We start from the raw sequence: 26,519 nt of genomic DNA, 5'->3' as shown, positions 1-26,519 counted from the left end.
ATGACTGCCACTATCGAAACACCCAGCGCCCCTGTCCGTCCGCCGCGGCAGTCGCCGTTGCGGCGCGTGATCGCCGTTCTGCGCAATACCTGGCGCGGGCTCACCAGTATGCGCACCGCGCTGATGCTGTTGTTCCTGCTGGCCTTGGCCGCGATTCCGGGTGCGTTGTTGCCGCAGCGCAGCCTGAACGCGGGCAAGGTCACCGATTACATCGCGAAGCGGCCCACTTTGGGGCCGTGGATGGATCGGTTGCAGCTGTTCGACGTGTTCTCCAGTTTCTGGTTCACCGCCGTCTATGTGCTGCTGTTCATTTCGCTGGTGGGCTGCATCCTGCCGCGCGTGCTCGACCACTACAAGGCATTGCGTACGCCGCCGGTGAAGGCGCCGCGCAATCTTTCCCGGCTGCCGCACCACTATTCGGGCAGTGACGCCGCGACGCCGGAACAGGTGATCGAGCGCGCGCGCACGCAGATGCGCGGCTGGCGCACCATCGTGCAACCGGGTTCGCGCGAAGGGGAACTGACTCTTTCGGCGGAGAAGGGCTACACGCGCGAGGCCGGCAATCTGGTTTTCCATTTGGCGCTGGTGGGTTTGCTGATGGCGGTGGCGGCCGGCAAGTTGTTCGGGTACGAGGGCAATGTCGTGGTGCTCGCGGATGACGGCCCGGGTTTCTGCACGACGTCGCCGGCGGTGTTCGACTCGTTCAAGGCGGGCAATGTCAATGACGGCACCGGTTTGACGCCATTGTGCGTGCGGGTCAAGAACTTCAAGGCCGATTACCTGTCCAACGGTCAGGCCGAGATGTTCACTTCGGATATCCAGTACCAGTCCGGTAAGGATCTGGCTGCGGGTACCTGGCGGGACACCGAGATTCAGGTGAATCATCCGCTGCGGGTCGCGGGTGACCGGGTTTACCTGCAGGGGCACGGTTTCGCGCCCAAGTTCACGGTGACCTTCCCGAACGGTCAGACGCGGACCGAGGCGATCCAGTGGAAGCCGGACGACGGCACCACCTTCCTGTCCTCGGGTGTGCTGCGCATCGATCCGCCGGGCGGCATGTATCCGAACGAGGATGAGCGGCGGAAGCATCAGATCGCCATCGAGGGCCTGTTCGCGCCGACGGCGTTCCTGCACGGTTCCTTGCTGACCTCGTCGTTTCCGAAGATGACGGATCCGATGGTGGCGGTGGACATCTACCAGGGTGATACGGGTCTGGATACGGGCCGGGCGCAGTCGTTGTTCGCGCTGGATCAGGAGATGATCAGGCAAGGCCGCTTGACGAAGCAGCAGCGGGTCAACCTGAAGCCGGGGGAGACGTCGACGCTGGCGGACGGCACCAAGGTCACCTTCGATGGCGCCGAGGAGTTCGTGAATCTGCAGGTGTCGCATGATCCAGCGCAGCAGTGGGTGCTGGTGAGCGCGCTGACCATGATGGCGGGCCTGCTGGTGTCGCTGCTCGTGAAGCGGCGGCGCATCTGGATCCGGGTGTACCCCGATGCGGAATCCGATGGAAAACGACGTACCGTAGTAGAAATGGGCGGACTGGCCCGTACCGACCAGGCGGGTTGGGGCGGCGAGTTCGACCGGCTCCGTGAACGGCTGCTGTCCGAGAAACCGGGAGAGAAGTAATGCCGATCGACGAGAACCTCGCGTCCTACAGCGATCTCGCCTTCAAATCGGCCATCGTGGTGTACGCGCTGGTCTGGGTCATGCTGGTGTGGCAGTTCGCCATCACCCGCAAGGTGCCCACCGCCGCACGGGAACTCGTGACGGTCGGCGGCGGCAGCGACACGCCGCCCCCGGCGGCACCGCAGCTCATCGGCAAGGTGGTCGACACCGGCCGCCCGCAGCGCCCGTTCTCCGAACGCCTCGGCAATATGGCCTTCGCGGTGCTGTTCGTGGCGTTCGCCTCGCACGGGCTGTCGATCGTCTTGCGCGGCTTCGCAACCCACCGCTTCCCGCTCGGCAATATGTTCGAGTTCATCAGCATGGCGACCGCCGCCGCCGTGCTGCTCGGCCTGGTGCTGCTGCGCGATGTGCGTTACCGCGGCATGTGGGCGTTCCTGCTCGCCCCGGTGCTGATCCTGCTGTTCCTGGCCGGCACCAAACTGCATGTGGATGCGGCGCCGGTCGTCCCGGCCCTGAAGTCCTACTGGCTGCCCATCCACGTGACCGTGGTGTCCATCGGCTCCGGTGTCTTCCTGGTCTCGGGCGTAGCGAGCGTCATGTTCCTCTACCGCCTCTGGCAGCCCGCGGGCCACGAGTCCGACAATGTCTTCGGCCGCGTCGCCGCCATGCTCCCCGACGCCCAGACCCTGGACCGCCTCGCCTACCGCACCACGGTCATCGGCTTCCCCATCTTCGGCACCGGCGTCATCCTCGGCGCCATCTGGGCCGAATCCGCCTGGGGCCGCTTCTGGGGCTGGGACCCGAAGGAAACCTGCTCCTTCATCGCCTGGGTCCTCTACGCCGCCTACCTGCACGCTCGCGCCACCTCCGGCTGGCGTGACACCAAGGCCGCCTGGATCAATATCGCCGGCTTCGTCGCAATGCTGTTCAACCTCTTCATCATCAATATCGTGGTGAGCGGTCTGCACTCCTACGCGGGGCTCAACTAGGCCCTGCCCACCCGTGCATCGGCGCACGCCGCGATGAATTCGGCGTGCGCGCATCGTCTGCTCCGGTATGACCATCGAATCGCGCAGGTTTGTTCTGATCCCGGGTGCCGGTGGCGTGGGCTGGTATTGGAGCCGGGTGGCGGCCGGGCTGATCGATGCGGGGCAGCACGCGATCCCGGTCGATCTGCCCGGTGACGACGAGGCGGCCGGACTCGCGGAATATCGGGATATCGTGCTCGGGCAGGCGATGGACGGCGATGTGATCGTGGCGCAGTCGCTCGGGGGGTTCACCGCGGGACCGGTGTGTGAGCGGATCACGCCGTCGGCGTTGGTGTTCGTGAATGCGATGATTCCCGCGCCCGGTGAGACGGCGGGGCAGTGGTGGGGGAACGTGGGATCGAGCGAGGCGCGGAACGCGGCCGCCGATGCCAATGGGTACAGTCGCGAATTCGACATGGAGACATACTTTCTCCACGATGTCCCGCCGGAGATCGCGCTCGAGGGCGAGCCGTATCAACGCGCCGAATCCGATCGGATCTTCGGCGATCCGTGTCCTTTCGGCGGCTGGCCGCAGGCGCCGATCCATGTGCTGACCGGTGCCGATGATCGATTCTTTCCGGTTGCTCTGCAGCAACGGATTGCTCGTGAGCGGCTCGGGGTCGAGGCCGATATCGTGCCCGGCGGTCACCTGGTTTCCTTGTCGAATCCGGGCGGGGTCGTCGACTATCTACTCGGGCACTGAATCGGTCATCGAATAGGTAATTCAATGAATTGGCCGTTATCTCAGTAGATTTCGGCGCACCGATTCCGCTACGTTGTCGATGTTGCAAATTCGCGACATGAAACTTTGTGCGCGCCAACCGAGTTAGGCGCGCTATGCGGGGGTCGGGAGAACAGGAAAATCATGCGTCGTACTGTTGTGAATTTCGGTCGTAAGGCTCTCATCGCGGCACTGCCGCTGGCCGTTGCCGCTACCTTCGCGAGCGGTGGAACCGCTTCCGCCACAGCGCCGGAGACTGTTCCCGTGGTTCAGGCGGTCGCGGCTGCGGCAGCCGTCCCGGCGGCTCAGCCGGCCGCGGCTCCGCAGGTCGCGCCGGTCGCTCAGGCGGCCGCGGTGGCCGAGACTGCGGCGTCTCCGGCCGAGCCCGCCGCTCCGGCGGCTCCGCAGCCGGCAGCCGCTACCGGCGCGCAGGACATTGCCACGAATCCCAATGCCGCCAACCATGATCCGCTGGGTAATGGTGCGGCCGCGGGTGCGATTGTCGGCGCCGTATTCGGTGCGGTCGTCTGCGGTGTCACCATTGTGGGCATTCCGCTGATCCCGCTCTGCATCCTCGGCCCCGCGTTCCAGGGCGCCCTCGTCGGCTTGATCGTCGGCGCGGTCGCCCCGGATGTCGTTCCGCAGGTCCTGCCCTGATCTTCGGGCCGTGGGTTATTCGTCTTCCTCGCCGGGGGTGTCGCCCTCGGCGAGGAGGCTGTAGAGGCGTCTGCGGGTTTCGGCGAGGATGCGGGTTGCGTTGTCCACCTGGCGATCCGAGCCGATTTGAGTTACTTGGGTGGCGGCCATGACCACCTGTTGAATCATGGCGTTGACTTCCATGAGGGCATCGTCGGCCCCGCTGGTGACCGAGTCCCAGAGGGAAGAGAATTCCTCGGCCTTCTGCTCCACCAGGTCCTTGCCGGGCCGGGTGAGTTCGTAGACCTTCTTGCCGTCCTGTTCGGCGACCAGGACCAGTCCCTCGTCCTCCAATTGTTGGAGGGTGGGGTAGACGGATCCGCTACTGGGGCGCCATATTCCGGCGCTGCGGGCTTCTATCTGCTGCATGATCTGATAGCCGTGCAGCGGCTGTTCGTAGAGCAGGATCAGGATGGCGGTGCGGACGTCACCGCGGCGGACGCTCTTACCGCGGCGTGGTGGCCGGCCGAATCCTGTTGGGGGAAAACCTGTTACGGGCATGCCCGCGGCGGGGTCGCCGCCCGGGGGGAAGCCCGCGGGCGGGAAACCTCCCGCCGGGGGGACGACGGTGCGGGGAAAACCTGGCGGCGGGAAGCCGCCGGCGCCCGTGGGGCCGTTCGTGCCGAAGGGTTGGAAACCGAATCCGCCCGGGGCGCCTGCGCCGGGCATTCCGTCGAAGTTCATTGTCGACCTCCCTGTTTTTACCGACATGATGACGATATGTCGCCACCTGTTGCGAGGGAACGGGTTGTCCACTTCTGACCAGGCCGGGTCCGCTTTGCACCTCGCCGGAGCTACCGGCCGGCGAAGACTATGGAGGGCGTCATTCATGGAAGGAAACACTGTTATGGACACTCGGATCACCGACCCCGCTCAGCTGCCCGTCGTCTTCGAGGAGCGGTTGAACGCGGGCGATGTGGAAGGAGTACTGGCGCTGTTCGCGCCGGATGCCGCGATGCGCACGACCGCGGGAGCCGTGATCAGTGGGCGGGCCGCGCTGCATCGGGAGATCAGCGGGACCGTCGCTGCGGGCGCCCGGCTCGACAATGTGCGGCGGCACACCCTGATCGGCGCGGATACCGCACTGCTGGTTACCGATTGGACAATGGAAATCGACGGGCCGGACGGGGTGCGGGTGTCACCTACCGGTACCACCGCGAACGTGGCGCGGCGGGTCGGGGCGGACGAGTGGCGGTTCGCGGTTCTCAATCCGCTCGGCACGATCTGAGCGATGCGCCGCCGGTTTCCGCGGCAAGGATTTCGTCAGGGTCTTACAAGGTGAGTGGGTGACTCTATGTGGGCGGGATGGAAAAGCCCCACCCGCCCAACGAAATCCGCACCACTTGGAAAGTGGGGCATAGGGGAAACGTCATGAAGCTTTTCGCTGCAGGAATCGGGCTCGCAATCGCCGCCGCCGCGGCGCCTGTGGTCTTCGCCGCGAGCGCGCACGCCGATCCGGAGCCGAACGCGTGCCTGGTGATCGTGAACAACACGCCGTCGACGGTCTCGATCACCGTGAACAATCCGTCGTTCGCGGGGACCAATTGGAAAGTAAGCCCTTGGGCCAACACCATTTTGACTTATCAGAACAAGGCGATCATCACCACCAGCGGTGACTGGAACATCAACGGCCCGACCGGCAGCTGGAGCTACGACTCCAACCTGAACGACTCCGCCTGGGGTTGCAACGGCTCATGGGTGTTCACCATCAACTAGAGACCGTTTCGGATCAGCCGACCGCGATCGCGGCCGGCTGATTCTTCTTGCGGGGGATGAAAAGGGGCGGCCCGGTCGGGGGCGGCGAGGTGCCGGTGGGTGCGGCGGTGGTCGTGAGGGGCCTCGATCAAAGTAAGAGACGTATAGTCTCTAAGGAAACAGTCGCAAACACGCCACGGTCAGAGACGCTTCGTCTCTAGTTTCGAGGAGATTCTATGGCGGGTTCCCCGGTGCGCCGGCGCGGAGCCGAACTGGAGGAGAGCCTGCTCGAGGCCGCTTGGGCGGAGCTGCGGGAGGTCGGCTATCAGCGCCTCACCATGGAAGGCGTGGCCGCCCGCGCGAGCACCGGTAAACAGGTGCTCTACCGCCGCTGGCCCAACCGGGCGGCCCTGGTGATCGCGGCCGTGCGCCGGCGCGTCGGCAGTGTCGAGACCTCGGTCCCGGATACCGGCGACCTGCGCACCGACGTGATCATGTTGCTGCACCGCGGTTTCGCGGTGCGGCGGGAGGTCGGACTCGATACCGTGCGCGGTCTGCTCGCGGAAATCGCGGACCTCGGCCCGGATCGGTTCGAGATCATGGGCAGCGCGCTGGAATCCATCCTGCGCAAGGCCGCGGAGCGCGGCGAGCTGGACCTGAACCGGCTGACCCCGCGCATGATCCGGTTGCCGGCGGACTTGATGCGGCACGAGATGCTCATCGACGACGAGGTATCGGAATCCGTGATCACGGAGATCGTCGACGATATTTTTCTGCCGCTGGTGCGAGGGGTGTCGGCGCTGTCCGAATAGGGCGGTTCCGGTGTCCGAATAGGAACGCCCAGCTACCGATACGACTCGTCCCCCGCGAACCCGGCCGGGGTCCTCGGGGGACGGTCACATCTGCCTTGGAATTTGGCGAGCTTCGGGTGATTCAGGTGGATTCGCCGTCGCGATGCTCTCGGGAGAGCTGCTGCAGGAAATCCGGATCGTCCTCGGGACCGATGATGCGTTTGCGCCGGGCGGGTGCCGAGCCGGTACCAACCGGTCGCTCTGGTCCGAAGGCCTTCCAGCACAGCATCGCGATGGCCACGACCGCGATGAGTGCCAACAGGTACGTCACGTCGCTCACCTCCTGACTTCGAGGGTAGTTCGGTTTCGTACCCGCGGCACCGAGGAACAGGAAATGGGGGTTACACGCGCGTCGCCTCGGTAGTGAGGGACTTCAGCAATTGCATGACTTCGGATTCGCGGAACCGGCGGTGACCGCCCGGCGTCCGCAGGGAGCCGAGCCGACCAGCGTGTGCCCACCGGGTCACGGTTTTCGGATCGACATGGAACAGGGCTGCCACCTGGCCGGGGGTGAGCAGGGTGTCCTGGCCGTTGACGGAACCCATTACGCGGCTCGCCGCGGTGAACGCAGTCATTCGCAAACCTTTCCGTTTCGACAGATCCCTCATCAGTAGCGACATCGTTGCACTGCACCCCCCTGGTGTTCGAACGGTCTCTATTTGGTAAAGGGGAAGTAATAGACAAAACGGATATCCGTACTGTGTTTTCTGTCACTTTTGCGCCATCTCCAGCGAACGTCCAGCGACATTTCCGCCGAGGCCGACGAGAATGCCCCGAATGCCGTCCCCTACGCTGGTCGACGTGAGTGACGCAACCCGACCGCGGAGCGCGGGCCGCAGCCTGGCCCGCCACCTGGCCCTCTATACGGCGGCCCGGCTGGGCATGGTCGCCGTCATCGCCGGGATCATCCTGGGCGTCGCGGCCATCGTGAAGGTCGCCATCCCGCTCGTCGTGGCCCTGCTGTTCGCCCTGCTCATCGCGATGCCGCTGTCCCTGCTGCTGTTCAAAAAGCTTCGGACACAGGTCAACAAGGACATTGCCGCGGTGGACGAGAAGCGCCGCAAGGACCGCGAGGCGCTGATGTCGCGCCTGCAGGGCAAGGAGTAATGAAGCGCTGCGATCGCCCCGCACCGCGGGACTGGGTCGATGACGCCGTCCGGCTCATCGACGCCGATACGCAACGCAGCGCCGACACCCATCTGCTGCGTTATCCACTGCCCGCGCACTGGAACGTCCAGCTCTATCTGAAGGACGAATCCACCCACATCACCGGCAGTCTCAAGCACCGGCTGGCGAAATCGCTGTTCCTCTACGCCATCTGCAACGGCTGGGTGCGCGAGGGCACCACCGTGGTGGAAGCCTCCTCCGGCTCCACCGCCATCAGCGAGGCGTATTTCGCGAAACTGCTGGGCCTGGACTTCGTGGCCGTGGTGCCCGCCAAGACTTCCCCGGAGAAGCTCGCGCTCATCGAGGCGCAGGGCGGCCGCTGCCATCTGGTGGACAAGGCGCCGGACATCTATACGGAGGCAGCGCGTTTGGCGGCCGAATCCGGCGGCCACTACATGGACCAGTTCACCAATGCCGAACGTGCCACCGACTGGCGTGGCAACAACAACATCGCCGAATCCATCTTTCAGCAGATGACTCTGGAGGCGCATCCGATTCCGGAGTGGATCGTGGTGGGTGCGGGCACCGGCGGGACCAGCGCGACCATCGGCCGCTATATCCGCTACCGGCGGCACGCCACCCGGCTGGCGGTGGTGGATCCGGAGAATTCGGCCTTCTACGGCGGCTACGAGCTCGATGACCTGGGGTATCAGACCGGTATGCCGTCACGGATCGAGGGCATCGGGCGGCCGCGGGTGGAGCCGTCGTTCCTGCCCGAGGTGGTGGACACCATGATCGCGGTGCCGGATGCGGGGTCGGTGGCGGCCACGCGGATCGCGAGTGCGGCGCTGGGCCGGCGGGTGGGTGGTTCCACCGGGACGAATCTGTGGGGCGCGTTCGGATTGATCGCGGACCTGCTGGCGGCGGGACGCGCGGGGAGCGTGGTGACGCTGCTCTGCGATGGTGGAGACCGTTATGCCGGAACCTATTTCGACGACGACTGGGTTGCCCGTCAGGGGCTGGGCCTGGCGGAACCGGCCGCGGTGATCGCGGAATTCATCGCCACCGGTCATTGGTCCGGCTAGTTTGCGCACGGCACCGCGGCTCGGTGAGAAGTAAAGCTCACTCATTCCGGAGATTGCTGTTGATTTGCTGAAGTGGTTGCGTGAGAGTCGCTCCGGGTCCTGAACTGCGCTTTTCATACCGATCGGTCGGTGGCTCGGACGCGCCCGAATCGTTAATGACCCTTGACGTGGCGGGCCGTTCCCGGACCACCGGACGCGTGATCGCGGTGGGCTGATCGACCCGCGCGCCGAGCACCAGCATCCACGACCGCAGGCTCGACGATGTGCGCCACATGTTCATCCGCAACTCGCTGATGGCCAGCGTTTTCGGATCCCGCACCAGCTTCGACCGGTCGAAACGCTCATTGGACACGGCATCGCCGCGCCACATGAGCGCGAAGTCCGGATTGGTCAGCACCTGTTCCAGAATCTCCCGCACCCGTCCCTCGTCGCCGCTGCGCGCCATCAGCAGCCGGAACCAGCTCACCGCCTGCTGGGATTCACCGGGCCAGTCCACCAGGACGGTGCGGGCGATCGGATTCAGAAACAGCCATTCGAGATAGTTGCGGCCCGGATCCAGTTGCGGGAACGCCTCTTCGTGTGCGTGGTTCACCGCCAGGATGTCCAGGGCGCCGGAGATGAAGGCGCCGACCTTCGGCTCGAGCAGTGTCAGGTATTCGAGATCGGCCGGGGTGGGGTGGTCGGGTTCGGCCCGCGGCAGCGGTCCCTCCGCGAGGATGAGCGCATACTCGAATTCGGCGGGCTGCAGTTCCAGTGCGGTGCAGAGGGATTCGAGGACCCGCCGGGACGGGTTGGCGCCGCTCTCGATCTTGGTCAGATACGGTACGGAGAGATTGGCGAGCCAGGCGAGCTGTGGTCGGGTCAGATTGGCCGCCGTGCGGCGTCGGCGAACGTACTCGCCGAACGTGGGTACTCCATGCATTGCGTCAGGGTGACCTTACTTGTATTGCTGTCTGGTACTCACACGGTTGCCGGGCGATACCGGCACGGCGCGTACGGAGTTGGCCGGGCGGTAATCCCTTCTGCTCCAATAGTTTGAAACAACAACAAATCAGGAGTGAAGTTGGGGCAGCAACCGCGGTCGGTCGTGGAAGTCAATGTCACAGTCGGCCCCTGGGTGATCTCGTCCACCCGGCCGGCGAGCGATCGCACCGAACCGAGCGGGATCGTCAACGCTTGGGAGCCTGCGGCTTTCGGCTTGTACCGGGATCGCGACGGCGATGTCTGGGAGAAGGAAGAGCGTGGCTGGCGGCTGCGCCTGCAGGCCGGTGTCGCGGTCGATCCGGACACCGTATGGGACTGGACCGAGGGTCACGTGCGCGAGTACGCGCCGTTCACGGCCTTGGGCTGAAACCTTTTTCGTTCGCTCTGGACGAACACCCTTCCGGACGTGTCAATTTTTGTTGACGCGCCGTGAGCGTCAACGTAAATTGACACTCATGAGTGAAGCAACGACTCTGGCGGCCGCCGCCGGCAGCCCCGACCCACAGGTCGGGCTCCGCGCGGTGCTCGCACTGCGTCGGCTGCTCGAGCGTCTCGAGGCCATCCAGGTCACCAATGCCCGCAAACAGGGCTGGTCCTGGCAGGCCATCGCCGACGCACTCGAGGTCAGCCGGCAGGCGGTCCACCAGAAGTACAACCGGAAGGGCGGTATCCGCTGATGTTCGAACGATTCTCCAAAGCGGCCAGGTACGCCGTCGTCGTCTCGCAGGAGGAGGCGCGCGAACTGCGCTCCGACAACATCGAGGTCGAGCACCTGCTGCTCGGGCTGCTGGCCTGCCCCGACGAGCAATTGCGCGAAGTGCTGGCGGCACACGGCCTCACCGCCGCCCAGGTGCGAGAAGCCCTGGCCCGCAAAGCAACCAGCGAACCCCTCGGCGCGGAGGACGCGGAAGCGCTGCGCTCCATCGGAATCGACCTCGACGCCGTGCGCGAAAGCCTCGAAGCGACCTTCGGCGAGGACGCCCTGGACCGCGCCCTGCCCGCCGACACCCCGAAGCTGCGCGGCCGCTTCCGCGACCGTGGCGGCATGGCCTGGGGACACATCCCGTTCGCCAAGGACACCAAGAAGTCCATCGAACTCTCGCTGCGCGAGGCGCTGAACCGGGGTGACCGCGGCATCGAGGCCGGGCACATGCTGCTCGCGATCCTGCGCGCCCCCAATGACGTCACCCGCCGCCTGCTCGGCGACGACGCGGCGATCGCCCGGCTACGCGCTGCCACCTCGGAGCTGCTCGATCGCGCAGCCTGACATCCCCGGGGGCGTTATGTCCGGCTCGCTGCGATCACTCGCCCTACGATGGCGGCATGACGCTCCTGATACGCCTGCTGATCAACGGTGTGGCCATCTGGCTGGCCTCGGAGTGGGTGAAGGGGATAACCATCCACGGACCCGACAACACCACCTCCGACAAGCTGCTCGTGATCGCCATCGTGGCCGTGATCTTCACGATCGTGAACGCGCTGGTGAAGCCCATCGTGAAACTGCTGTCACTACCGCTGGTGATCCTCACGCTGGGACTGTTCCTGCTGGTGGTCAACGCGCTCATGCTGTGGCTGACCTCGAAGATCACCGAGACCACCAGCTACCAGCTGCACGTCGACGGATTCTGGGCCGCCGTGCTCGGCGGCATCATCATCTCGCTGGTGAACTGGGTGCTGGGCATCCTGGTCCCGGACCGGGAGTAAACGGCCCCCGGTCAGATCTGCACGGCCGCCAGCGCGACGGCGACGATCACCGACCACGCGAGCATCGCCTTACCGGTACCGGCAAGGGCGGGAATCAATCCCGGCCCGTTCTTGCCGGTCCGCACCGGCTCATTGGCCTTGATCGCCAGCGGCAGTGTCACCAGCGCGGCCAGCGTCCACGGCGAACGCCACACCAGCAGGGCGATCACCACGTACGGAACCAGGATGAGGGCCAGATGCAGTGTGCGGGTGCGCGGGTCGCCCAGCCGCACCGCCAGGGTCAGCTTGCCCGATTCGGTATCGGTCGGGATATCGCGCAGATTATTGGTGACCAGCACCGCGCTCGAGAACGAACCGACGGCGATCGCGCACACCAGCCCGGCCCACTCCACGCGGCCCGCCTGCACGAACTCGGTGCCCAGCACCGCCACCAGACCGAAGAACACGAACACCGCGATCTCACCGAAACCGCTGTAGCCGTACGGATTCCGGCCACCGGTGTAGAACCAGGCGCCCGCCAGGCAGGCCGCGCCCACCAGAATCAGCCACCACGCGCTGGTGAACACCAGCACCAGGCCGATGACCGCGCCGATCCCCAGGCTGGTGACCGCGGCCGTGCGCACCGCCGTGGGCGAGGCGACCTTGGAACCGACCAGCCGCAGCGGGCCGACCCGCTCGTCATCGGTGCCGCGGATACCGTCGGAATAGTCGTTGGCGAAATTCACGCCGATGATCAGTGCCAGCGAAAGCAGCAGGCACAGTACCGCTTTCCACCACACGAAGCCGTCGATCGAGGCGGCGGCCCCCGTCCCCGCCAACACCGGGGCGATCGCATTCGGCAGAGTGCGCGGCCGAGCGCCCTCGATCCACTGTGCTGCTGTAGCCATGTACGGCAGCCTAATGCGCGGGCCGAGGAGTGCGCTTCCCTGTATGTCGGGGGCCGGTATGTCGGGGGCGCAGCCCTGCGCTTCGGGGACGCTGCCCGGTTCGCCCGGGACGCGGCCGCCTCGCCCTCAGGATTCGGCGGCGGCCTTCAACTGCGCGAGACCCTTCTCGAAGTCCTTGCCCACCACCCGTTCCATCGGGAACAGCTTGCCGATGATCGCCATCGCCCCGGACTGCTGCCCGGTCATCCGCCACGTGACGGCGGTGGTGTCGCCCTGCGGGGTGAGCTCGAAACTGACCTGGTTGGTGGCCTTCCACGGCTTCTCGAAATGCAGGCGGATACCGATCTCGTCGGAGGTGGCGCCGGTGATCTCCATATCGCCGCGTCCGGCCTTGCGGTTGCCGCTCCAGAAATAGCGGGCGCCGATGCCGCGATCGGCGCCGCTGTACACGCGTTCCATGGACGGGTCCAGGTCTTCCCACGGCGACCATTTGCGCCACTGATGGAAGTCGTCGATGAGCGCCTGAACCTGTACGGGGTCGGCCTTGATGACCGTTTCCCGGTGAATGTCGAATTCGGCCATGGCATGAGCCTAGGCGACCATGGCCGTTGTACAGCGGAAAACCGGTACCGCCGCGCCCCCGGGATGGGGTACTACCGGAACCTGCGAAACCGGCGACGACAGCGTCGCTCACCTACGATTGGCGGGGAATGAAATCGACAACGGGCAGTTCGAGCAGCGTCGGCGGCGCCCGGCCCGCCACCGCGAGCGACTCGGTCCTGGTGGCCCTGCTGGGTGAGGTCGCGCTCCGGCGCACCCCCGGCAGCGCGCTCGTCCCCGTCCCCGGCGCCCGATCCCGGCTGCTGGTCGCCGCCCTCGCCGCCCATCCGGGCCGCAGCCGCAGCGCGCAGGCCCTCATCGATGATGTGTGGGGCGCCGACCCGCCGCGCTCACCCATGAACGCATTGCACACGCAGGTCTCGCGTCTGCGTTCCGCGCTGCCGGAGGGGGCGTTGGAGATCGGGCCCGCCGGCTACCGCCTCGTCCTCGCCCCCGACCAGGTCGACCTGACCCTCGTGCAGGACCTGGAAAAGCGGGCGCGCCAAGCCTTCACCGCCCACGACGACAGCACCTGCCTGCACCTGGTGGCCGCCGCGCGCGCACTCTGGCGCGGGGAACCCGGCGCCGATCTGCCGCCCGGCTCGGTTGCCGAGGAACTGGCCGCCCTCGCCGCCGCCCGGCAGGCGGCCCTGGACCTGCTCGAACTCTCCGCCCGCGAAGCCTCCGGCGACCTGCCCGGCGCGATCGACCTGGCCCGCGGCCTCGTCACGGCCGCACCCCTCGACGAATCCGCGCACGCCGCACTCATGCGGCTGCTGGCCGGCGCGGGGCGCACCAGCGAGGCCCTGGATGTTTTCGCCACGCTGCGTACCCGGCTGGTCGAGGAACTGGGCGCCGATCCCGGCCCCACGCTCGTCGCTTTGAACTCCGCGATCCTGCGCGGCGAAGCACTTCCCGCGACCACCGCTCGCCACTCCGATTCCCGTGTCGGACAAGACAATTCCATCGACAGCGCCATCGACATCGACGGCCGGTCCGGGAACTCCCCGCAGTGGGGGCAGCGCCGGGCCGCGCAGATACCTGCGGCCGCACAGCATTTCGGGGACAGGCGCGGGGCGATCCCCGAACCGTCGGCGGCCATCGGCCTGCGGGTGGCGCCGAATCCGTTGCTCGGCCGGGCCGCCGACCTCGACGCCCTGGAACAACTGGTGCGGAATTCCCGCGTCACCACGGTGCTCGGGCCGGGCGGCACCGGGAAGACCCGCGTCGCCAACGAACTCGGGGCGCGGGTGGCGCACGAGAAGTCGGTCGCGCTGATCGAATTGGCTTCGCTGCGTGCGGATCCCGGTGGCATCGCGGACACCCGCGCCGAGATCGAGGCGACCATCGGCGCGACGCTCGGTGTGGGTGATGTCGGACGCGAGTCGAGTGTGCTGCGGCCGGCCTGGGGCCGGGACTTCCGGCAGCGGGTGCGGGAGGCGCTGTCGGTGCGCCCGATGCTGCTCATCCTCGACAATTGCGAGCACCTCATCGAACCGGTCGCCGAGGTGGTGGCCGATCTGGTCGGACTGACCGAACAGCTGACCATCCTCACCACCAGCCGCGCGCCCTTGGAGATCACGGCCGAAACCGTGTATCCGCTACCGCCGTTGACCATCGACGCGGCCGGTTCGCCCGCCACCGAACTGTTCGCCGCGCGCGCCCGCGCGGTACGGCCCTCGGTGCGGCTCGATCCGGACGTGGTCGCCCGGCTGTGCGGCACCCTCGACGGGCTGCCGCTGGCCATCGAACTGGCCGCGGCGCGGGTGCGCACCATGAGCGTCGAGGAGATCGAATCCCGGCTCGACCATCGATTCGCCTTGCTGCGCACCGGGGATCGCAGCTCGCCGCAGCGGCATCGCACCCTGCACGCGGTCATCGAATGGAGCTGGAACCTGCTCGACGAGCAGCAGCGCGTGGCGTTGCGCCGATTGTGCCGGTTCCCGGCCGGATTCACCCTGGCGGCCGCCGAGGCGGTACTCGACGGACCCGAAATCCTCTATGCCGCAATGGCTGTCGACGGACTGGTGACCCAATCCCTGCTGACCGTTCTCCCCGACGACGACACCGGCGGCGTTCGCTACCGCATGCTGGAGACGGTCCGGGAATTCGGTGAGGAACAGCTGACCCGCACCGGCGAAGCCGATCTGGTCATGACCCGAATGTCGCAGTGGGCCAAGGACTTCGTGCTCGGCGCTATGCACCGGTACCAGAGCCCGGAACAGATCGCGGCGGTGCTGTCGGTGGGCGCCGAGGCCGAGAATCTCGCCGCCGTGCTGCGCTACGCCCTGGACCGGCACGATGCCGTCATCGTCCACGTCGTCTACCCGGTGCTCGGCGGATTGTGGGCCATGCGTGGCGCGCACGCCGAACTGGTGGGCTGGACGCGGCGCGTCGTCGCGGTGCCGCCGCGCGTCGACTGCGCGGATATCGACGAAGCCGACCTGCAGATGCTCGGTCAGCTGCTGCTGGGCATGCACATGCTGTTCGCGGACAGCCCGCTCCGGGAGGTCGCCACGGTCCGCGCCCGGATCCGGCGCATCCTGCACAGCACACCGTTGAGTCCCGTCACCAGCTTCCTCGGCGGATTGGCGGCCGAGGCCCGCACCACGGTGCAGTTCGCCCGCAAACTCAGTGCCGGAACTCGCTCGGAGCACACGGCGGTCCGGCTCGCCGCGCTGATCCTGCGTGCCAATGTGCGCGAGAACAATGGTGAGGTCTGGGGCTCGATCCGGGACGGCGAGGCGGCCCTGCGGACGGGCATCGAAGAGGACGTGTGGGCCACCTCCATGGTCTGCCAGCACCTGGGCAGCATGCACGGCCAGTCCGCGCGCTACGCGGAATCCGTGTCCTACTACCGGCGATCCGCCACCCTGCTGCAGGAACTACGCGCCTGGGACGAAACCGTCGAGATCCGCAGTTTCCTCGCCGTCTCGCTGACCGGACTCGGTGAAATCGACGCCGCGCGTCTCGAACTGGAAGCCGCGCTGGGGCATCTGGGCACCGGCCTGTCGCTCGACGCGCCGGTGGTCCAGCCCAATCAGCGGCTCGCGGCGGTGGCCGCCGGCATGGCGGAAATCGAACTGGTCGAGGGCGATATCGACACGGCCCTCCGCCGCTACCGGCTCGCACTGCCGCTGCTCAACTGGCCGCACAGTGTCAGCATCCCCGGCCCCGGGGATCTGATGCTCGGCGCCGCCGTCGTCGACGCCTATGCCCTGCACGGCCGGGCCGGCGAAATGTCGCAGACCGCAGCCGAATTGATCGAACTCGGGGTACAGAAGCTCAGCCAGTTCCGGGACCTGCCGCAGCTCGGCGCCGTTTCCTGCGCCGTCGGCACCCAGCTCCTCGGCACCGGCGGCGACGCGGACATCGGCCTGGAACTCCTCGTGCTCGCCCCGAAAGTGTTCGGTCGCCAGGACTATCCGGTCATGCAGTGGCGCCGCCACCTCGAACTGCACCGCCACACCTACGGCGACGACCGCGTCACCGCCGCCCTCGATGCCGTCGCCGGATTGAGCCGCCGGGCCTCGGCCGAGCGGATCCTGGAACTGCTGCGCGTCCTGGGCAACGCCGGCTGACGGCCGGGAGCGCCGTTCACAACGGCATGCCCGCATCGAAGAAGTCGAGTACCTGCAGGGCGTAATCCAATTCGTCCGGCAGCTCGTCGGTCACGCTCAGCAGCGCGCCCACGCAGGCGCCCGCGAACATGCGCACCTGCCGGTCACTCGGTTCGCGGTCGCTGCGCTGCGCGATGACCTGCGACAGCAGATCGATATTGCGGCGCAGTTCGGTCATGGCCCCGCCCCGCAGTTCCGGTTCGGTGTACAGCAGCCGCAGGCGATCCGCCTCGAACTGCTCCTCGGGCGGATCCAGCGCCAACTGCTCGGCGGCCGCGCGGAAGGCGGCCGTCACCGAGAGCCCCGCCGGCTGCATGACGACCATGCGCACCAGCAGCGGATCCAGATCGTCGTCGAGCACGACCTGCTCCTTGTTCTGGAAGTAGCGGAAGAAGGTGCGCGACGAGACCTTCGCCGCGGCCGCGATCTGATCCACGGTCGTCTCGGCGTACCCCTGCTTCCGGAAGAGCCGGAACGCCTCGGTCCGGATCTTCCGGCGGGTGCTCGCCTTCTTCCGCTCCCGGAGTCCCTGCGTGAGTTCAGCGGCCATGCACCGATTCTGCCGCGTGCCGCGGCCCGGGTTCCGGCGCGCTCGGCCGGCGGGTGGTGACCAGGGCCAGCAGCACCGCCGCCGCGCTGATCGCGGCACTCACCCACAACATGACCTGCATGCCGCTCACGAACGCGGACCGCACCTGTTCGAGCATGACCGGGTCGTGCTGCTGCTCGGCGACGGCCACACCGGCGGTCACGCTGTCGCGGATCGGGGAACGGTCCAGCGCACCGAGATTCGCGGCATAGCGGGTGGCGACGAGGGTGCCGAGAATCGCCACGCCGATGGTGCCCGCCGCCTGGCGCAAGGTCGACATGAGCGCCGAACCCGACCCGGCGCGTTCCTTGCCGAGCGCACCGATCGACAGCTTCATGGCCGTCGGCATGGCGAACCCGACGCCGGCGCCCATAATGCCCAGCCAGCCGGCCGCGTACGGATAACCGCTGCTCACGGACGTCATGGCGCCGAGCCCGAGACCGATTGCCAGCAGCCCGAATCCGATGAGCAATACCCGCTGCGTGCCCAGTCGCTCGGAAATCCGGTCGACCACCCGCACCCCGGCCATCATGCCCGCGATCATCGGCAGCAACCGCAGGCCGCTACCCAGCGTGCCGACACCCAGCACTGCCTGGAAGTACTGCGGAACCGTGAAGAACATACCGAACATGGCGAACGCGGTGATCACCGAATAGATGACGCCCCAGCGGAATTCGGCATTGCGGAACAGTCCGAGATCGATCAGTGGATGCCGGGCCGCCCGCTGCCACGTCAGGAAGGCGCCCAGCATGACCACCGCGACGGCGATGGTCGCCCACACCGCCCCGTCCCGCCAGCCCTCGCTGCCCGCTCTGATGAATCCGTAAGTGAGACCGACCAATCCGATGGCGGACAATGCGACGCCCGGGAGATCGATGGTGCGGAAGGTCTCGCTGCGCGACTCCGGCACCAGGAAACCGACCGCCGCCGCGCCGAGGATGGTCACGGGCACATTGATCCAGAACACCGAACCCCACCAGAAATGCTGCAGCAGCCAGCCACCCACGATCGGGCCCAAGGGCATGCCGAGCCCGGTGGCGGTGGCGAAGACGGTGGTGGCGCGGCCGCGCGCTTCCGGCGGGAACATCACGGGGATCACGGAGAACGACAGTGCTGTCAATACCGCTGCCGCACAACCGAGTACCACGCGTGCGGCGATCAGTTCGGCCGATGAGCCCGCCGAGGCGCACACGGCGGAGGCCGCGCCGAACAGGAGCAGCGCGCCGACCAGGAACTTGGTCCGGCCGAAGCGGTCGCCGAGGGCGCCGGCCGGCAGCATCACCGCCGACAGGGCCAGGGTGTAGGCCGCCGTGAACCATTGCAGGGTCGCGGTATTCGCGTGCAGATCCTCGGCGAGGGTGGGCAGTGCGACGTTCAGGACCGTCATATCGAGGCCGACCGTGAGCATGGCCAGGGCCAGCGCGAGGAGCGCGAGCCACTCGCGCGGCGAGGTGCTCGATGGTGTTGTGGTGTGTGAAGTCTGGGTCACGGGATTCCCCCAAGAATCGGTTTCGACCTGACTTCGTCACGCTAACACGAAAGTGTCAGTCCATGACACTTTTTCTGTCATGGACTGACACTTTCAGGGTTTCCGCGTTGTGTATCAGTCGCTTTCGGCGACGACCCGATCGCGCCGATTCGTGCGCAGCAGCCGCCATGCCAGGATTGCCAGCGCCACGGCGCCCGCCACCAGCAGCACCGTCGAATCCGAGACCACCGAGCCGATCCGCTGTACCGCTGCCTCCCAGCGGAATTCGGTGTCGGCATCCAGCAGGCCCGGTAGCGCCGAGGTGCCGTCGAAGATCAGGAACAGTGCACCGAGCAGGATGAAGAACAGGCCCGACACCAATGACGTGGTGTGCACCTGGAAGCGGCCGACCGCCAGCGAACGACCACGCAACCAGCGGCGTTTGCCCAGTTGCAGGCGATCCCACAGGGATGCCAGCACGAACAACGGCATGGCCAGGCCCAGGGCGTACACCGCCAGCAGCAGGCCGCCCTGGATCGGCGAACCACCGACCGCCGCCACCGCCAGGATGGAACCCAGAATCGGGCCCGCGCAGAAACCGGCCAGGCCGTAGACCAGGCCCAGCAGGTAGATCGCGCCCGCCTGATCCGGGCGGGTATTGCGGGCCGCCGCCCGCTGCGCGAAACCCACCGAGAAGCCGCGCCCCAGAATCTGCAGCACGCCCAGCACGATGATGGTCCAGCCGCCGATCGCGATCAGCAGATCCCGATGACCCACGAACAAGCGGCCCGCGAACGAACCGGCCGCGCCCAGCGGCACCAGCGTGGTGCACAGCCCCGCATAGAAGATTCCGGTGCGCCGCAACAGTTTTCCCTGCGACTCGAACGAGTACGCGAAGAAACTGGGCAGCAGCAGCGCGCTGCACGGACTCAACAGCGCCAGCAGCCCGCCCAGGAAGGCGGCGAAATAGCCGACGCTGCCGCTCATTTCGCGTTCTCCGCGGCGGCGCGGGCGGCGTCGATGACCGCCGAGAACTGTTCGAGGGGCTGCGCGCCCAGCACCGGACGGCCATTGATCAGGAACGCCGGCGTCGACGAGACGCCGATGTTGTAGCCCTCGTCGAGATCGGCCTGCACCGCCTGCTGCGATGCGGGCGACGCCTCGTCCGCCCGGAACTTCGCGATATCCGGCACGCCCGCCAGCGCGGCCAGATCGGCCAGCCGGTCCGGGGTCAGGGCGCCGGTGTTCTTCTTCTCCGGCGCGTTCTCCATGAGCGTCTTGTGGAACTCCCAGAACTTGCCCTGCCGCCCGGCGGCCCAGGACGCGCGCGCCGACTCCACCGATTCGGGGCCGAAGATCGCGAAGTTACGCCACTCGATGCGCAGCACACCCGCGTCCACATAGCGGCGCACCAGATCGGGTTCGATGGTCTTGCCGAACAGGCGGCAGTACGGGCACTGGAAATCGGAGTATTCGACCATCACCACGGGCGCGTCGGTGCGGCCCTGCGCCATGGGGTCGTTCGCGTCGCGACGGGCCAGCTTGGCCAGCCGCTCATAGGCGGGATTGGTTTCGACGGCCGCGGGCGCGGCCTTTTGATCGGATTTCTTGTCATGGCCGAGCATTTGGATGCCGGCGATGACCAGCAGGCCGATGGCGGCGAGAATCGCCAGCCCGGCAAGGGCCTTCCGGTCTGCGGACTTCTTCTGGGCACGACTTTTGGGCATGCGTGACATGCGGGAAATCTCCTGGATGATTCGGATCGGGACAGACGGGTGCCGGGACGGCACGAATCGGCGGCACGACGGTGCCGCCGATCGTCTAAATGATCAGAATCGACGTGAGATGTGGCGCCGGCACCGCGACCGCGGGCGCCCGCGAACGCGCCGAATGCGAAAGCCACTGCGCCGCAATCAACCCCGGATCGACCGCCGGGAACGCGGTGATCAGCGGATCACCCACCGACCGCGGCGGGGCGGCGATCTTCCCGACCGGGTCGGCGCTCGTGCCGCTGCCCTTACCGCAGAAGGGGCCCTTCTCGACCGCAGTGTGCACTACCGGCACCGACAGGGAACCAGTCGGAACGGCCTGCGCCGCGCCCCATTCCGCGACCGCGGCAACCAGCCCGATGATCACCAGGAACCCCGCGAGCAGGGTGCCCGAAGATCGCCGAAGAGACCTTCGGCGTAGCGGGGCAGGCGTGGGATTCACTGCCCCGACCATAACAGGACGCCCGCCCACCGAGGGTTCGGTGGGCGGGCGTCCCGGTCGTATCGGCAGGTCAGGCGCGGCGCATGTAGGCCCGCATGGCCAGCGGAGCGAAGATCACGATCACGATGGCCGAGCCGACCAGCGACCACACCAGGTTCGAGGTGTAGTGGTTGCCGTTCATCAGCTCGCGAGCCGCGTTCACCATGTAGTAGATCGGATTGGCCTTGTTGGCGCCCTGCAACCAGCCCGGCATGGTCGACACCTTGGCGAAGGCGCCGGACATGAAGGTCAGCGGGAACATGATCATCATCGAGATGCCCTGCACCGCCGACGCGCTCTTACCGGTCACGCCGACCAGCGCCCAGATCCAGCTGACGGCGAACGAGCAGAACACCACCACCAGGCCCGCGGCCACCACACCGGCCACGCCGCCGGCCGGCCGGTAACCGAGGATCAGGCCCACGATCACGGTCAGCACGGTCGCCAGACCGTATCGGACCATATCCGCGATCAGGGCACCCGCCAGCGCCGAGATCCGGGCGATGGGCAGGGACTTGAACCGGTCGAACACACCCTTGTCCATGTCCTCACGCAACTGCGTGCCGGTGACCACAGAGGTCAGCACCACGGTCTGCACCAGGATGCCGGGAATCAGGACCGGCAGGTAGTCGTGCACATTGCCGCCGATCGCGCCGCCGAAGATGAAGGCGAACAGCGTGGTGAACAGGATCGGCTGAATCGTGACGTCGAACAGCTGCTCCGGATTGTGCTTGATCTTCAGGATGCCCCGGTAGGCCATGGTGAACGAGTTCGCCACCGTCTGCCGGAACGAAATATGGTTGCTGACTTGGGGAATCGGGGCCGCCGCGACCGCATGGCGGCCGGCGGGGGCGGTAATGGTCGTGGTCATGCCGCGCTCCGTTCGGTGTCGTTCTCGTCCTCCGCGCCGTGCCCGGTGAGGGCGAAGAACACCTCGTCCAGGCTGGGCTTCGAGACATTGATCTCTTCGACCCGGATGTCATGCTCGCGCAACCGGATCAGGATGTCGGTGGTGACGCTGGGGTCGGGCAGCGGGGCCGTGACACGACCCACCTCGGGAGTGACCGTCGCCTCGATTGTCTTGCCCGCCGCGCGGGACAGGAAGTCGGTCACCAGGATTCGTGCCTCTTCGATGCGGTCGCGGTCGCCGAGGGTCAGCTGCAGCGCCGAAAGACCCACGGACGCTTTGAGTTCGTCGGACGTACCGTCGGCGATGACGCGGCCGTGGTCGATGACCGCGATCCGGTCGGCCAGCTGATCGGCCTCGTCCAGATACTGGGTGGTGAGCAGGACGGTGGAACCCTCCCGCACCAGGCGGCGGATGGTCTCCCACATCTGAGCGCGGGTGCGCGGATCCAGACCGGTGGTGGGCTCGTCCAGAAACAGCAGCGGCGGACGTGAGATCAGGCTGGCGGCCAGATCCAGGCGGCGCCGCATACCGCCGGAGAAGTTCTCCAGCGGCTTGGTGGCGGCCTCGGTGAGACCGAATTCCTCCAGCAGTTCGACCGCCTTGGTCCGCGCATCGGTGCGGGACAGACCCAGTAGGCGGGAGAAGATCACCAGATTCTCGGTGGCCGTGAGCTTTTCGTCCACCGACGCGTACTGGCCCGTGACGCCGACGAGCGACCGCACCGCCGTTGGTTCGGCCACCACGTCGTGGCCGAAAATGCGGGCGCTGCCGCCGTCCGGGCGCAGTAGCGTGGCGAGCATCCGGATGGTCGTGGTCTTGCCGGCGCCGTTCGGGCCGAGCACGCCGTACACGGCGCCCCGCGGGACCGCCAGGCTCACCCCGTCCACGGCCCGCTGCGACCCGAAGACCTTCACCAAGTCGTCTGCCTCGATGGCCAGGGCCTCAGCAGGTGTGTAAGAAGTCATGCGATAACCATCGGGTCCGCGACTTGCACCCCCCTTGCACAGCTATTGCGCGAGATCTTGCAGCCCCTTGCAGCCGGGAAACAGCGAGACCCCCGCTGGTGAGCGGGGGTCTCGGAGGTTCTTACCTCAGAGGGCCGTGCGGGTCTGGAGGTATTCGCGGAGGGTGGCGCGGTCGGGTTTGCCGGGGCCGCGGAGGGGGATCTCGTCGAGGACGGCGAGCTCGCGGGGGGCCGCGATGGCGTCGAGTTCGGCGACCACGTGGTCGCGGAGCTCGTCCAGGGTGGGCGGGGTCGCGCCGCGAGTGGGGACGATGACGGCGGCCACGCGCTGGCCGAGGCGGTTGTCGGGGAGGCCGAGGACCACGCATTCGGAGACCGCGGGGTGCGAGATGAGGACGGCCTCGACCACCTGGGGGATGACCAGGAGGCCACCGGTCATGATGGCCTCGTCGAGCCGGCCGGTGACGGTCAGCACGCCATTGTCGAAGTGGCCCGCGTCCTCGGTGCGGAACCAGCCGGGCTCGGCGAAGGCCGGGTGATCCGGCATATTGCGGTAGCCCTTGGCGAGGGTCGCGCCGCCGAGCATGACGCGGCCGTCCTCGATCCGCACCTCGGTGCCGGTCAGCGGCACGCCCTCGTAGACGCAGCCGCCGCAGGTCTCGCTCATGCCGTAGGTGCGGAAGACGGTGATGCCCGCCGCGCGGGCGCGTTCCAGCACCGGCTTCGGGGTGGCGGCGCCGCCGATCAGGACGGCGTCGAGTTCGGCCAGCGCCGCGGTGGCGGACGGATCGTCGAGGGCCTTGATCAGCTGGGTGGGCACCAGCGAGGTGTAGCGGCGGTCCCCCCGCATATTGGACACCGCGTTCGCCAGCCCCTGCGGCAGGAACCCGTCCGACACATCCAGGACACTCGGTTCGGTGCCGGACAGAATGCTGCGCAGCAGCACCTGGATGCCCGCGATGTGATGCGTCGGCAGCGCCAGCAACCACTGCCCCGGCCCGCCCAGCCGTTCGTGGGTGGCGTCGCCACTGGCCCGCAGCGCGCTCGCGGAGAGCATGGCGCCCTTGGGCATTCCGGTGGTGCCGGAGGTGGTGACCACCAGCGCGACGTCGTCGTCGATCTCTTCGCCGGGGTGCAGGCTGCCGCTCAGCCGCTGGGCTTCGCGGCGGTCGGCGGTGGGGATGGGCAGCCATGCGGGGCCGTTGCCCTCCAAGGCTTCCCGCAGATGCGGCAATACGTCGCCCACCGAGGCACCGGTGGGCATGGGGAGGGTGCGGAGGGTATTGCTCACGTTCGCGATCGTGTCATCTCGTCGAGTGGAGGCGCACGGCTGGGTCGGCGCCCGGGTCGATTTCGGTCGGTCTGTCAGTCGGACGTCGGTGTCGCCAGCGGCCATCCGCCGGCTGCGAGCCTGGAGGCCACCCGAGCGATATCGTCCTCGCCGGGCTGCTCCTTGGCAACTCGGGCGATGGCCGCTTCGATGTCCTCGACCTGGATGCCGGAGGAGGCCTCGCGCTCGCGGATCAGCTCCTCCACCACCAGGTGTACCTCGTAGTCGGTGAGCCGCCGGTGCAGGACCGACAGCAGCGCCACATAGTCGGATTGCGGTATGCCCTGCGGATATCCGGCGCGCAGCCAGGCCAGCACCTTCGCAAGGACATTCGTGCGCGGCTGTGGTTTTGGACTGCTCATGAACGTGCCCTTCCGATCAGGCGGCGTCATGCGCCGAAAATGTGGATTCCGAGTCGATGTGCGAGAAAGTCTTTTGCGATATAGAGCACACCGACCACCACGATGATCATGACCAACGCGAAGCACAGCGTGGACACGGTCAGCGCCACGGCCCGCGCGGAACCGCTCGCGCCGTCGTCGATCTGGGCCCGGCTGCGAATACCGATGGCGAATACGGTCGGAATGCCGGCGCCCAGGATCAAGGCGGCCAGCGTGACGCGCCACAGGTCGGACATATTGGTCAGAAACGTGTGCATCGCAGGCCCCTAACCGATTTCGTTGCCGACGGTGGCGTGTCCGCTGGGTGTGCCGGGCGTGCTGCCCGGTCCCGGGGTCCCGTCGTCCGGTCCGCTGTCGGCGTCCCATTCGTCGTTCACGTTGTGCGAGTTGACCTCTGTGCGCTTGGCCCGGAACCACATGAACGCCGCCATGGCGATGAGCAGTGCGAACACCACGAGCACGCCCGCGAGTCCGCCGATACCGTCGACCAGTCCCCAGCAGATCGCGCCCGCCACCGCGGCCAGCGGCAGGGTCAGCACCCAGGCCACGGCCATGCGGCCGAGCACGGCCCAGCGCACCTCGGCGCCGGGTCGTCCGATGCCCGAACCCAGGATGGATCCGGTCACGGTGTGCGTGGTGGACAGCGGCAGGCCGAAGTGGGCCGAGGTGAGAATGATCGCGGCACTGGTGGATTCGGCGGCGAAACCCTGCGGCGGCGCGATGTCGACCAGGCCCTTGCCGAGGGTGCGGATGATGCGCCAGCCGCCGAGGCAGGTGCCGGCGGCCATGGCGATGGCGCAGGACACGATCACCCAGAGCGGCAGCGGATCGCTGGCCTTGGCGGTGCCGTGCGCGATGAGCGCCAGGAAGATGATGCCCATCGTCTTCTGCGCGTCGTTGGTGCCGTGGGCCAGCGAGACCAGGGACGCGGAACCGATCTGCCCCCACCGGAATCCGCGGTTCACGGTGCGCTCATTGGCGCGGGCGGTGATCCGATAGACCAGCCAGGAGCCGATGGAAGCGACCAGTGCGGCCACGACCGGTGCGAGCACCGCGGGGATGATGATCTTCGCCAGTACGCCTTTGCTGCCCGCACACCAGATCACGCCGTGCCAGCCGAGGGCGGCGATGGTGGCGCCGATGATCCCGCCGAACAGGGCGTGCGAGGAACTCGACGGCAAACCCAACAGCCAGGTGAACAGATTCCAGAGGATGCCGCCGACGAGGCCCGCGAAGACGATGTCGAGCAGGGCCCGGCCACTCGTCTCGGACAGGTCGACGATGCCCTCGGCGACCGTCGCGGCGACGGCGACGCTGAGGAACGCGCCCACGAGATTGAGCCCGCCGGAGAGCATTACGGCGGTACGCGGACGCAACGCACCGGTCGCGATGGAGGTGGCCATCGCATTCGCGGTGTCGTGGAAGCCATTGGTGAAGTCGAATGCCAGCGCAGTGCAGACAACGATCAGCAGAACGATCAGTTCGGCAGACACACGGATGAGTTTGCGCTATAGCCTTTACGGGCCGTTAACCGGTGCCCCCGTAGCAGGTCACAGCAACCTTCGTGCTAAGCCGAACGGTCAGCGGTCGCTTGGTCGGTTGTCGCGCCGAATCGGGTGGTCCGGCGGCACTTCCACCAGCACGATGGGCACGCCGTCCGGGTCCTTGATCCACATTTCGACGAGCCCCCACGCTTCCCGCCGCGGTGCACGGTCGATCGGCACGCCGGCGAGGGTGAGTTCCACCGAGGCGGTCGAGCAATTGCGCACCTGCAACCAGAGCGCGCCCGCGAACCCGGCGGGCGCCTCCGCCTCGCGTCCGTGCCCGGCCACCTCGATCAGCCCCTGCCCGGCGAAGAAGACCGTGCCGCCGGGATACTCGCGCGCAATGCCGAGGCCCAGCGTGTCGCGGTAGAACTCCAGCGTCCGGCGATAATCCTGCGGCCGGAGAATCACCCGACTGCTCAGTATCTCCATATATGCAGCTTGGCAGCTCGGCGT

At 67.2% G+C, this 26,519-nt stretch carries 32 protein-coding genes; 14 read left to right on the top strand and 18 right to left on the bottom strand.

Features of this window, described 5'->3' with window-relative positions; all coding sequences use genetic code 11:
• The 4 genes from ACIP5Y_RS17200 to ACIP5Y_RS17185 all read left to right on the top strand — a co-directional run bounded on the left by ACIP5Y_RS17200 (nt 1) and on the right by ACIP5Y_RS17185 (nt 4,035).
• Nucleotides 1-1,629: a cytochrome c biogenesis protein ResB gene (locus ACIP5Y_RS17200; RefSeq protein ID WP_400351091.1), complete on the top strand. Its 1,629-nt coding sequence runs from the start codon at nt 1-3 to the stop codon at nt 1,627-1,629.
• Nucleotides 1,629-2,618 (top strand): c-type cytochrome biogenesis protein CcsB, encoded by a 990-nt coding sequence (ccsB, locus tag ACIP5Y_RS17195; protein ID WP_400351090.1) that lies wholly within the window; start codon nt 1,629-1,631, stop codon nt 2,616-2,618. Before ACIP5Y_RS17200 ends, ccsB begins: the two co-directional genes overlap by 1 nt.
• A gap of 67 nt (nt 2,619-2,685) precedes the next feature.
• Nucleotides 2,686-3,360, top strand: a complete 675-nt coding sequence (locus tag ACIP5Y_RS17190; RefSeq protein WP_400351089.1) for an alpha/beta fold hydrolase — start codon at nt 2,686-2,688, stop codon at nt 3,358-3,360.
• Between the two features lie 162 nt (nt 3,361-3,522).
• Entirely contained in the window at nt 3,523-4,035 is a 513-nt protein-coding gene (locus tag ACIP5Y_RS17185; protein ID WP_400351088.1) for a hypothetical protein, read from the top strand.
• 15 nt (nt 4,036-4,050) lie between these two features.
• Here ACIP5Y_RS17185 and ACIP5Y_RS17180 read toward each other — a convergent pair whose 3' ends face one another.
• Nucleotides 4,051-4,758: a PadR family transcriptional regulator gene (locus tag ACIP5Y_RS17180; protein WP_400351087.1), complete on the bottom strand. Its 708-nt coding sequence runs from the start codon at nt 4,756-4,758 to the stop codon at nt 4,051-4,053.
• Between the two features lie 163 nt (nt 4,759-4,921).
• Here ACIP5Y_RS17180 and ACIP5Y_RS17175 point away from each other — a divergent pair, with 163 nt between their 5' ends.
• The 3 genes from ACIP5Y_RS17175 to ACIP5Y_RS17165 all read left to right on the top strand — a co-directional run bounded on the left by ACIP5Y_RS17175 (nt 4,922) and on the right by ACIP5Y_RS17165 (nt 6,581).
• Nucleotides 4,922-5,302 (top strand): YybH family protein, encoded by a 381-nt coding sequence (locus ACIP5Y_RS17175; RefSeq protein WP_400351086.1) that lies wholly within the window; start codon nt 4,922-4,924, stop codon nt 5,300-5,302.
• A 77-nt stretch (nt 5,303-5,379) separates the two neighbouring features.
• A complete protein-coding gene (locus tag ACIP5Y_RS17170) occupies nt 5,380-5,790 on the top strand; it encodes a hypothetical protein (RefSeq protein ID WP_400351085.1) in 411 nt (136 codons plus the stop codon).
• 215 nt (nt 5,791-6,005) lie between these two features.
• A complete protein-coding gene (locus tag ACIP5Y_RS17165) occupies nt 6,006-6,581 on the top strand; it encodes a TetR/AcrR family transcriptional regulator (protein WP_400351084.1) in 576 nt (191 codons plus the stop codon).
• Between the two features lie 121 nt (nt 6,582-6,702).
• Here ACIP5Y_RS17165 and ACIP5Y_RS17160 read toward each other — a convergent pair whose 3' ends face one another.
• Nucleotides 6,703-6,891, bottom strand: a complete 189-nt coding sequence (locus ACIP5Y_RS17160) for a hypothetical protein (RefSeq protein WP_400351083.1) — start codon at nt 6,889-6,891, stop codon at nt 6,703-6,705.
• A gap of 70 nt (nt 6,892-6,961) precedes the next feature.
• Entirely contained in the window at nt 6,962-7,195 is a 234-nt protein-coding gene (locus ACIP5Y_RS17155; protein WP_397014559.1) for a BldC family transcriptional regulator, read from the bottom strand.
• Nucleotides 7,196-7,421: 226 nt separating this feature from the next.
• Between ACIP5Y_RS17155 and ACIP5Y_RS17150 the strand changes: the two genes are divergently transcribed.
• Nucleotides 7,422-7,727: a DUF4229 domain-containing protein gene (locus ACIP5Y_RS17150; RefSeq protein ID WP_400351082.1), complete on the top strand. Its 306-nt coding sequence runs from the start codon at nt 7,422-7,424 to the stop codon at nt 7,725-7,727.
• A complete protein-coding gene (locus ACIP5Y_RS17145; RefSeq protein ID WP_400351081.1) occupies nt 7,727-8,812 on the top strand; it encodes a PLP-dependent cysteine synthase family protein in 1,086 nt (361 codons plus the stop codon). Before ACIP5Y_RS17150 ends, ACIP5Y_RS17145 begins: the two co-directional genes overlap by 1 nt.
• A gap of 37 nt (nt 8,813-8,849) precedes the next feature.
• Here ACIP5Y_RS17145 and ACIP5Y_RS17140 read toward each other — a convergent pair whose 3' ends face one another.
• Nucleotides 8,850-9,734 carry a helix-turn-helix domain-containing protein gene (locus tag ACIP5Y_RS17140; protein WP_400351080.1) on the bottom strand — a complete coding sequence of 295 codons (885 nt, stop codon included), beginning with the start codon at nt 9,732-9,734 and terminating at the stop codon, nt 8,850-8,852.
• Nucleotides 9,735-9,875: 141 nt separating this feature from the next.
• Between ACIP5Y_RS17140 and ACIP5Y_RS17135 the strand changes: the two genes are divergently transcribed.
• The 4 genes from ACIP5Y_RS17135 to ACIP5Y_RS17120 all read left to right on the top strand — a co-directional run bounded on the left by ACIP5Y_RS17135 (nt 9,876) and on the right by ACIP5Y_RS17120 (nt 11,500).
• Nucleotides 9,876-10,163 (top strand): hypothetical protein, encoded by a 288-nt coding sequence (locus tag ACIP5Y_RS17135; RefSeq protein WP_400351079.1) that lies wholly within the window; start codon nt 9,876-9,878, stop codon nt 10,161-10,163.
• Between the two features lie 88 nt (nt 10,164-10,251).
• Complete coding sequence (locus ACIP5Y_RS17130; protein ID WP_033089567.1) at nt 10,252-10,473, top strand: helix-turn-helix domain-containing protein; 222 nt, start codon at nt 10,252-10,254, stop codon at nt 10,471-10,473.
• Nucleotides 10,473-11,063, top strand: a complete 591-nt coding sequence (locus ACIP5Y_RS17125; RefSeq protein WP_400351078.1) for a Clp protease N-terminal domain-containing protein — start codon at nt 10,473-10,475, stop codon at nt 11,061-11,063. The genes ACIP5Y_RS17130 and ACIP5Y_RS17125 overlap by 1 nt, the downstream gene beginning before the upstream one ends.
• Before the next feature lie 56 nt (nt 11,064-11,119).
• Complete coding sequence (locus ACIP5Y_RS17120; RefSeq protein WP_400351077.1) at nt 11,120-11,500, top strand: phage holin family protein; 381 nt, start codon at nt 11,120-11,122, stop codon at nt 11,498-11,500.
• A gap of 11 nt (nt 11,501-11,511) precedes the next feature.
• On the opposite strand, the gene ACIP5Y_RS17115 is transcribed toward ACIP5Y_RS17120, so the two are convergent.
• The gene (locus tag ACIP5Y_RS17115; protein ID WP_400351076.1) at nt 11,512-12,387 is read right to left on the bottom strand and encodes a 1,4-dihydroxy-2-naphthoate polyprenyltransferase; all 876 of its coding nucleotides are present in this window, start codon (nt 12,385-12,387) and stop codon (nt 11,512-11,514) included.
• Nucleotides 12,388-12,513: 126 nt separating this feature from the next.
• Nucleotides 12,514-12,969, bottom strand: coding sequence for an SRPBCC family protein (locus ACIP5Y_RS17110; RefSeq protein WP_400351075.1), 456 nt, complete (start codon nt 12,967-12,969; stop codon nt 12,514-12,516).
• Nucleotides 12,970-13,097: 128 nt separating this feature from the next.
• On the opposite strand from ACIP5Y_RS17110, the gene ACIP5Y_RS17105 reads away from it, so the two are divergent.
• Nucleotides 13,098-16,568 (top strand): AfsR/SARP family transcriptional regulator, encoded by a 3,471-nt coding sequence (locus tag ACIP5Y_RS17105; protein WP_400351074.1) that lies wholly within the window; start codon nt 13,098-13,100, stop codon nt 16,566-16,568.
• A gap of 16 nt (nt 16,569-16,584) precedes the next feature.
• Here the strand turns inward: ACIP5Y_RS17105 and ACIP5Y_RS17100 are convergent, their stop codons facing one another.
• From ACIP5Y_RS17100 to ACIP5Y_RS17045, 12 genes are all read right to left on the bottom strand, one after another.
• Complete coding sequence (locus ACIP5Y_RS17100; protein WP_400351073.1) at nt 16,585-17,157, bottom strand: TetR family transcriptional regulator; 573 nt, start codon at nt 17,155-17,157, stop codon at nt 16,585-16,587.
• Entirely contained in the window at nt 17,147-18,685 is a 1,539-nt protein-coding gene (locus ACIP5Y_RS17095; protein WP_400351072.1) for a DHA2 family efflux MFS transporter permease subunit, read from the bottom strand. Before ACIP5Y_RS17095 ends, ACIP5Y_RS17100 begins: the two co-directional genes overlap by 11 nt.
• A 114-nt stretch (nt 18,686-18,799) precedes the next feature.
• Nucleotides 18,800-19,651: a cytochrome c biogenesis CcdA family protein gene (locus ACIP5Y_RS17090; protein WP_400351071.1), complete on the bottom strand. Its 852-nt coding sequence runs from the start codon at nt 19,649-19,651 to the stop codon at nt 18,800-18,802.
• Complete coding sequence (locus ACIP5Y_RS17085; RefSeq protein ID WP_400351070.1) at nt 19,648-20,400, bottom strand: DsbA family protein; 753 nt, start codon at nt 20,398-20,400, stop codon at nt 19,648-19,650. The genes ACIP5Y_RS17090 and ACIP5Y_RS17085 overlap by 4 nt, the downstream gene beginning before the upstream one ends.
• 85 nt (nt 20,401-20,485) lie before the next feature.
• The gene (locus ACIP5Y_RS17080; RefSeq protein WP_400351069.1) at nt 20,486-20,875 is read right to left on the bottom strand and encodes a hypothetical protein; all 390 of its coding nucleotides are present in this window, start codon (nt 20,873-20,875) and stop codon (nt 20,486-20,488) included.
• Nucleotides 20,876-20,945: 70 nt separating this feature from the next.
• Nucleotides 20,946-21,785, bottom strand: a complete 840-nt coding sequence (locus tag ACIP5Y_RS17075) for an ABC transporter permease (protein ID WP_400351068.1) — start codon at nt 21,783-21,785, stop codon at nt 20,946-20,948.
• Nucleotides 21,782-22,789 (bottom strand): ATP-binding cassette domain-containing protein, encoded by a 1,008-nt coding sequence (locus ACIP5Y_RS17070; protein WP_400351067.1) that lies wholly within the window; start codon nt 22,787-22,789, stop codon nt 21,782-21,784. The genes ACIP5Y_RS17075 and ACIP5Y_RS17070 overlap by 4 nt, the downstream gene beginning before the upstream one ends.
• A gap of 126 nt (nt 22,790-22,915) precedes the next feature.
• Nucleotides 22,916-24,052 (bottom strand): o-succinylbenzoate--CoA ligase, encoded by a 1,137-nt coding sequence (gene menE / locus ACIP5Y_RS17065; protein ID WP_400351306.1) that lies wholly within the window; start codon nt 24,050-24,052, stop codon nt 22,916-22,918.
• Between the two features lie 101 nt (nt 24,053-24,153).
• A complete protein-coding gene (locus tag ACIP5Y_RS17060; protein ID WP_400351066.1) occupies nt 24,154-24,480 on the bottom strand; it encodes a DUF3349 domain-containing protein in 327 nt (108 codons plus the stop codon).
• A 26-nt stretch (nt 24,481-24,506) separates the two neighbouring features.
• On the bottom strand, nt 24,507-24,776 hold the full coding sequence (locus tag ACIP5Y_RS17055) for a hypothetical protein (protein ID WP_400351065.1): 270 nt from the start codon (nt 24,774-24,776) through the stop codon (nt 24,507-24,509).
• A 9-nt stretch (nt 24,777-24,785) separates the two neighbouring features.
• Nucleotides 24,786-26,012, bottom strand: a complete 1,227-nt coding sequence (locus ACIP5Y_RS17050; protein ID WP_400351064.1) for an anion permease — start codon at nt 26,010-26,012, stop codon at nt 24,786-24,788.
• An 87-nt stretch (nt 26,013-26,099) separates the two neighbouring features.
• A complete protein-coding gene (locus ACIP5Y_RS17045; RefSeq protein ID WP_400351063.1) occupies nt 26,100-26,495 on the bottom strand; it encodes a VOC family protein in 396 nt (131 codons plus the stop codon).
• Nucleotides 26,496-26,519: the final 24 nt, after the last annotated feature.

The organism is Nocardia sp. NPDC088792 (assembly GCF_044750615.1).
Classification (GTDB): domain Bacteria; phylum Actinomycetota; class Actinomycetes; order Mycobacteriales; family Mycobacteriaceae; genus Nocardia.
Note: the sequence above shows the minus strand (reverse complement) of the source record. Positions and strands in the feature narration are given on the sequence as shown.

Bases quoted from the DNA above. Each gene is read 5' to 3' on its own strand.
- ACIP5Y_RS17060 (WP_400351066.1), bottom strand. From the start codon at position 24,480: ATGAGCAGTCCAAAACCACAGCCGCGCACGAATGTCCTTGCGAAGGTG.
- ACIP5Y_RS17145 (WP_400351081.1), top strand. From the start codon at position 7,727: ATGAAGCGCTGCGATCGCCCCGCACCGCGGGACTGGGTCGATGACGCC.
- ACIP5Y_RS17155 (WP_397014559.1), bottom strand. From the start codon at position 7,195: ATGACTGCGTTCACCGCGGCGAGCCGCGTAATGGGTTCCGTCAACGGC.
- ACIP5Y_RS17075 (WP_400351068.1), bottom strand. From the start codon at position 21,785: ATGACCACGACCATTACCGCCCCCGCCGGCCGCCATGCGGTCGCGGCG.
- ccsB (WP_400351090.1), top strand. From the start codon at position 1,629: ATGCCGATCGACGAGAACCTCGCGTCCTACAGCGATCTCGCCTTCAAA.
- ACIP5Y_RS17185 (WP_400351088.1), top strand. From the start codon at position 3,523: ATGCGTCGTACTGTTGTGAATTTCGGTCGTAAGGCTCTCATCGCGGCA.
- ACIP5Y_RS17130 (WP_033089567.1), top strand. From the start codon at position 10,252: ATGAGTGAAGCAACGACTCTGGCGGCCGCCGCCGGCAGCCCCGACCCA.
- menE (WP_400351306.1), bottom strand. From the start codon at position 24,052: ATGCCCACCGGTGCCTCGGTGGGCGACGTATTGCCGCATCTGCGGGAA.
- ACIP5Y_RS17140 (WP_400351080.1), bottom strand. From the start codon at position 9,734: ATGCATGGAGTACCCACGTTCGGCGAGTACGTTCGCCGACGCCGCACG.
- ACIP5Y_RS17200 (WP_400351091.1), top strand. From the start codon at position 1: ATGACTGCCACTATCGAAACACCCAGCGCCCCTGTCCGTCCGCCGCGG.
- ACIP5Y_RS17105 (WP_400351074.1), top strand. From the start codon at position 13,098: ATGAAATCGACAACGGGCAGTTCGAGCAGCGTCGGCGGCGCCCGGCCC.
- ACIP5Y_RS17070 (WP_400351067.1), bottom strand. From the start codon at position 22,789: ATGACTTCTTACACACCTGCTGAGGCCCTGGCCATCGAGGCAGACGAC.
- ACIP5Y_RS17085 (WP_400351070.1), bottom strand. From the start codon at position 20,400: ATGTCACGCATGCCCAAAAGTCGTGCCCAGAAGAAGTCCGCAGACCGG.
- ACIP5Y_RS17180 (WP_400351087.1), bottom strand. From the start codon at position 4,758: ATGAACTTCGACGGAATGCCCGGCGCAGGCGCCCCGGGCGGATTCGGT.
- ACIP5Y_RS17175 (WP_400351086.1), top strand. From the start codon at position 4,922: ATGGACACTCGGATCACCGACCCCGCTCAGCTGCCCGTCGTCTTCGAG.
- ACIP5Y_RS17120 (WP_400351077.1), top strand. From the start codon at position 11,120: ATGACGCTCCTGATACGCCTGCTGATCAACGGTGTGGCCATCTGGCTG.
- ACIP5Y_RS17190 (WP_400351089.1), top strand. From the start codon at position 2,686: ATGACCATCGAATCGCGCAGGTTTGTTCTGATCCCGGGTGCCGGTGGC.
- ACIP5Y_RS17090 (WP_400351071.1), bottom strand. From the start codon at position 19,651: ATGAGCGGCAGCGTCGGCTATTTCGCCGCCTTCCTGGGCGGGCTGCTG.
- ACIP5Y_RS17125 (WP_400351078.1), top strand. From the start codon at position 10,473: ATGTTCGAACGATTCTCCAAAGCGGCCAGGTACGCCGTCGTCGTCTCG.
- ACIP5Y_RS17110 (WP_400351075.1), bottom strand. From the start codon at position 12,969: ATGGCCGAATTCGACATTCACCGGGAAACGGTCATCAAGGCCGACCCC.
- ACIP5Y_RS17055 (WP_400351065.1), bottom strand. From the start codon at position 24,776: ATGCACACGTTTCTGACCAATATGTCCGACCTGTGGCGCGTCACGCTG.
- ACIP5Y_RS17045 (WP_400351063.1), bottom strand. From the start codon at position 26,495: ATGGAGATACTGAGCAGTCGGGTGATTCTCCGGCCGCAGGATTATCGC.
- ACIP5Y_RS17170 (WP_400351085.1), top strand. From the start codon at position 5,380: ATGGAAAAGCCCCACCCGCCCAACGAAATCCGCACCACTTGGAAAGTG.
- ACIP5Y_RS17100 (WP_400351073.1), bottom strand. From the start codon at position 17,157: ATGGCCGCTGAACTCACGCAGGGACTCCGGGAGCGGAAGAAGGCGAGC.
- ACIP5Y_RS17115 (WP_400351076.1), bottom strand. From the start codon at position 12,387: ATGGCTACAGCAGCACAGTGGATCGAGGGCGCTCGGCCGCGCACTCTG.
- ACIP5Y_RS17165 (WP_400351084.1), top strand. From the start codon at position 6,006: ATGGCGGGTTCCCCGGTGCGCCGGCGCGGAGCCGAACTGGAGGAGAGC.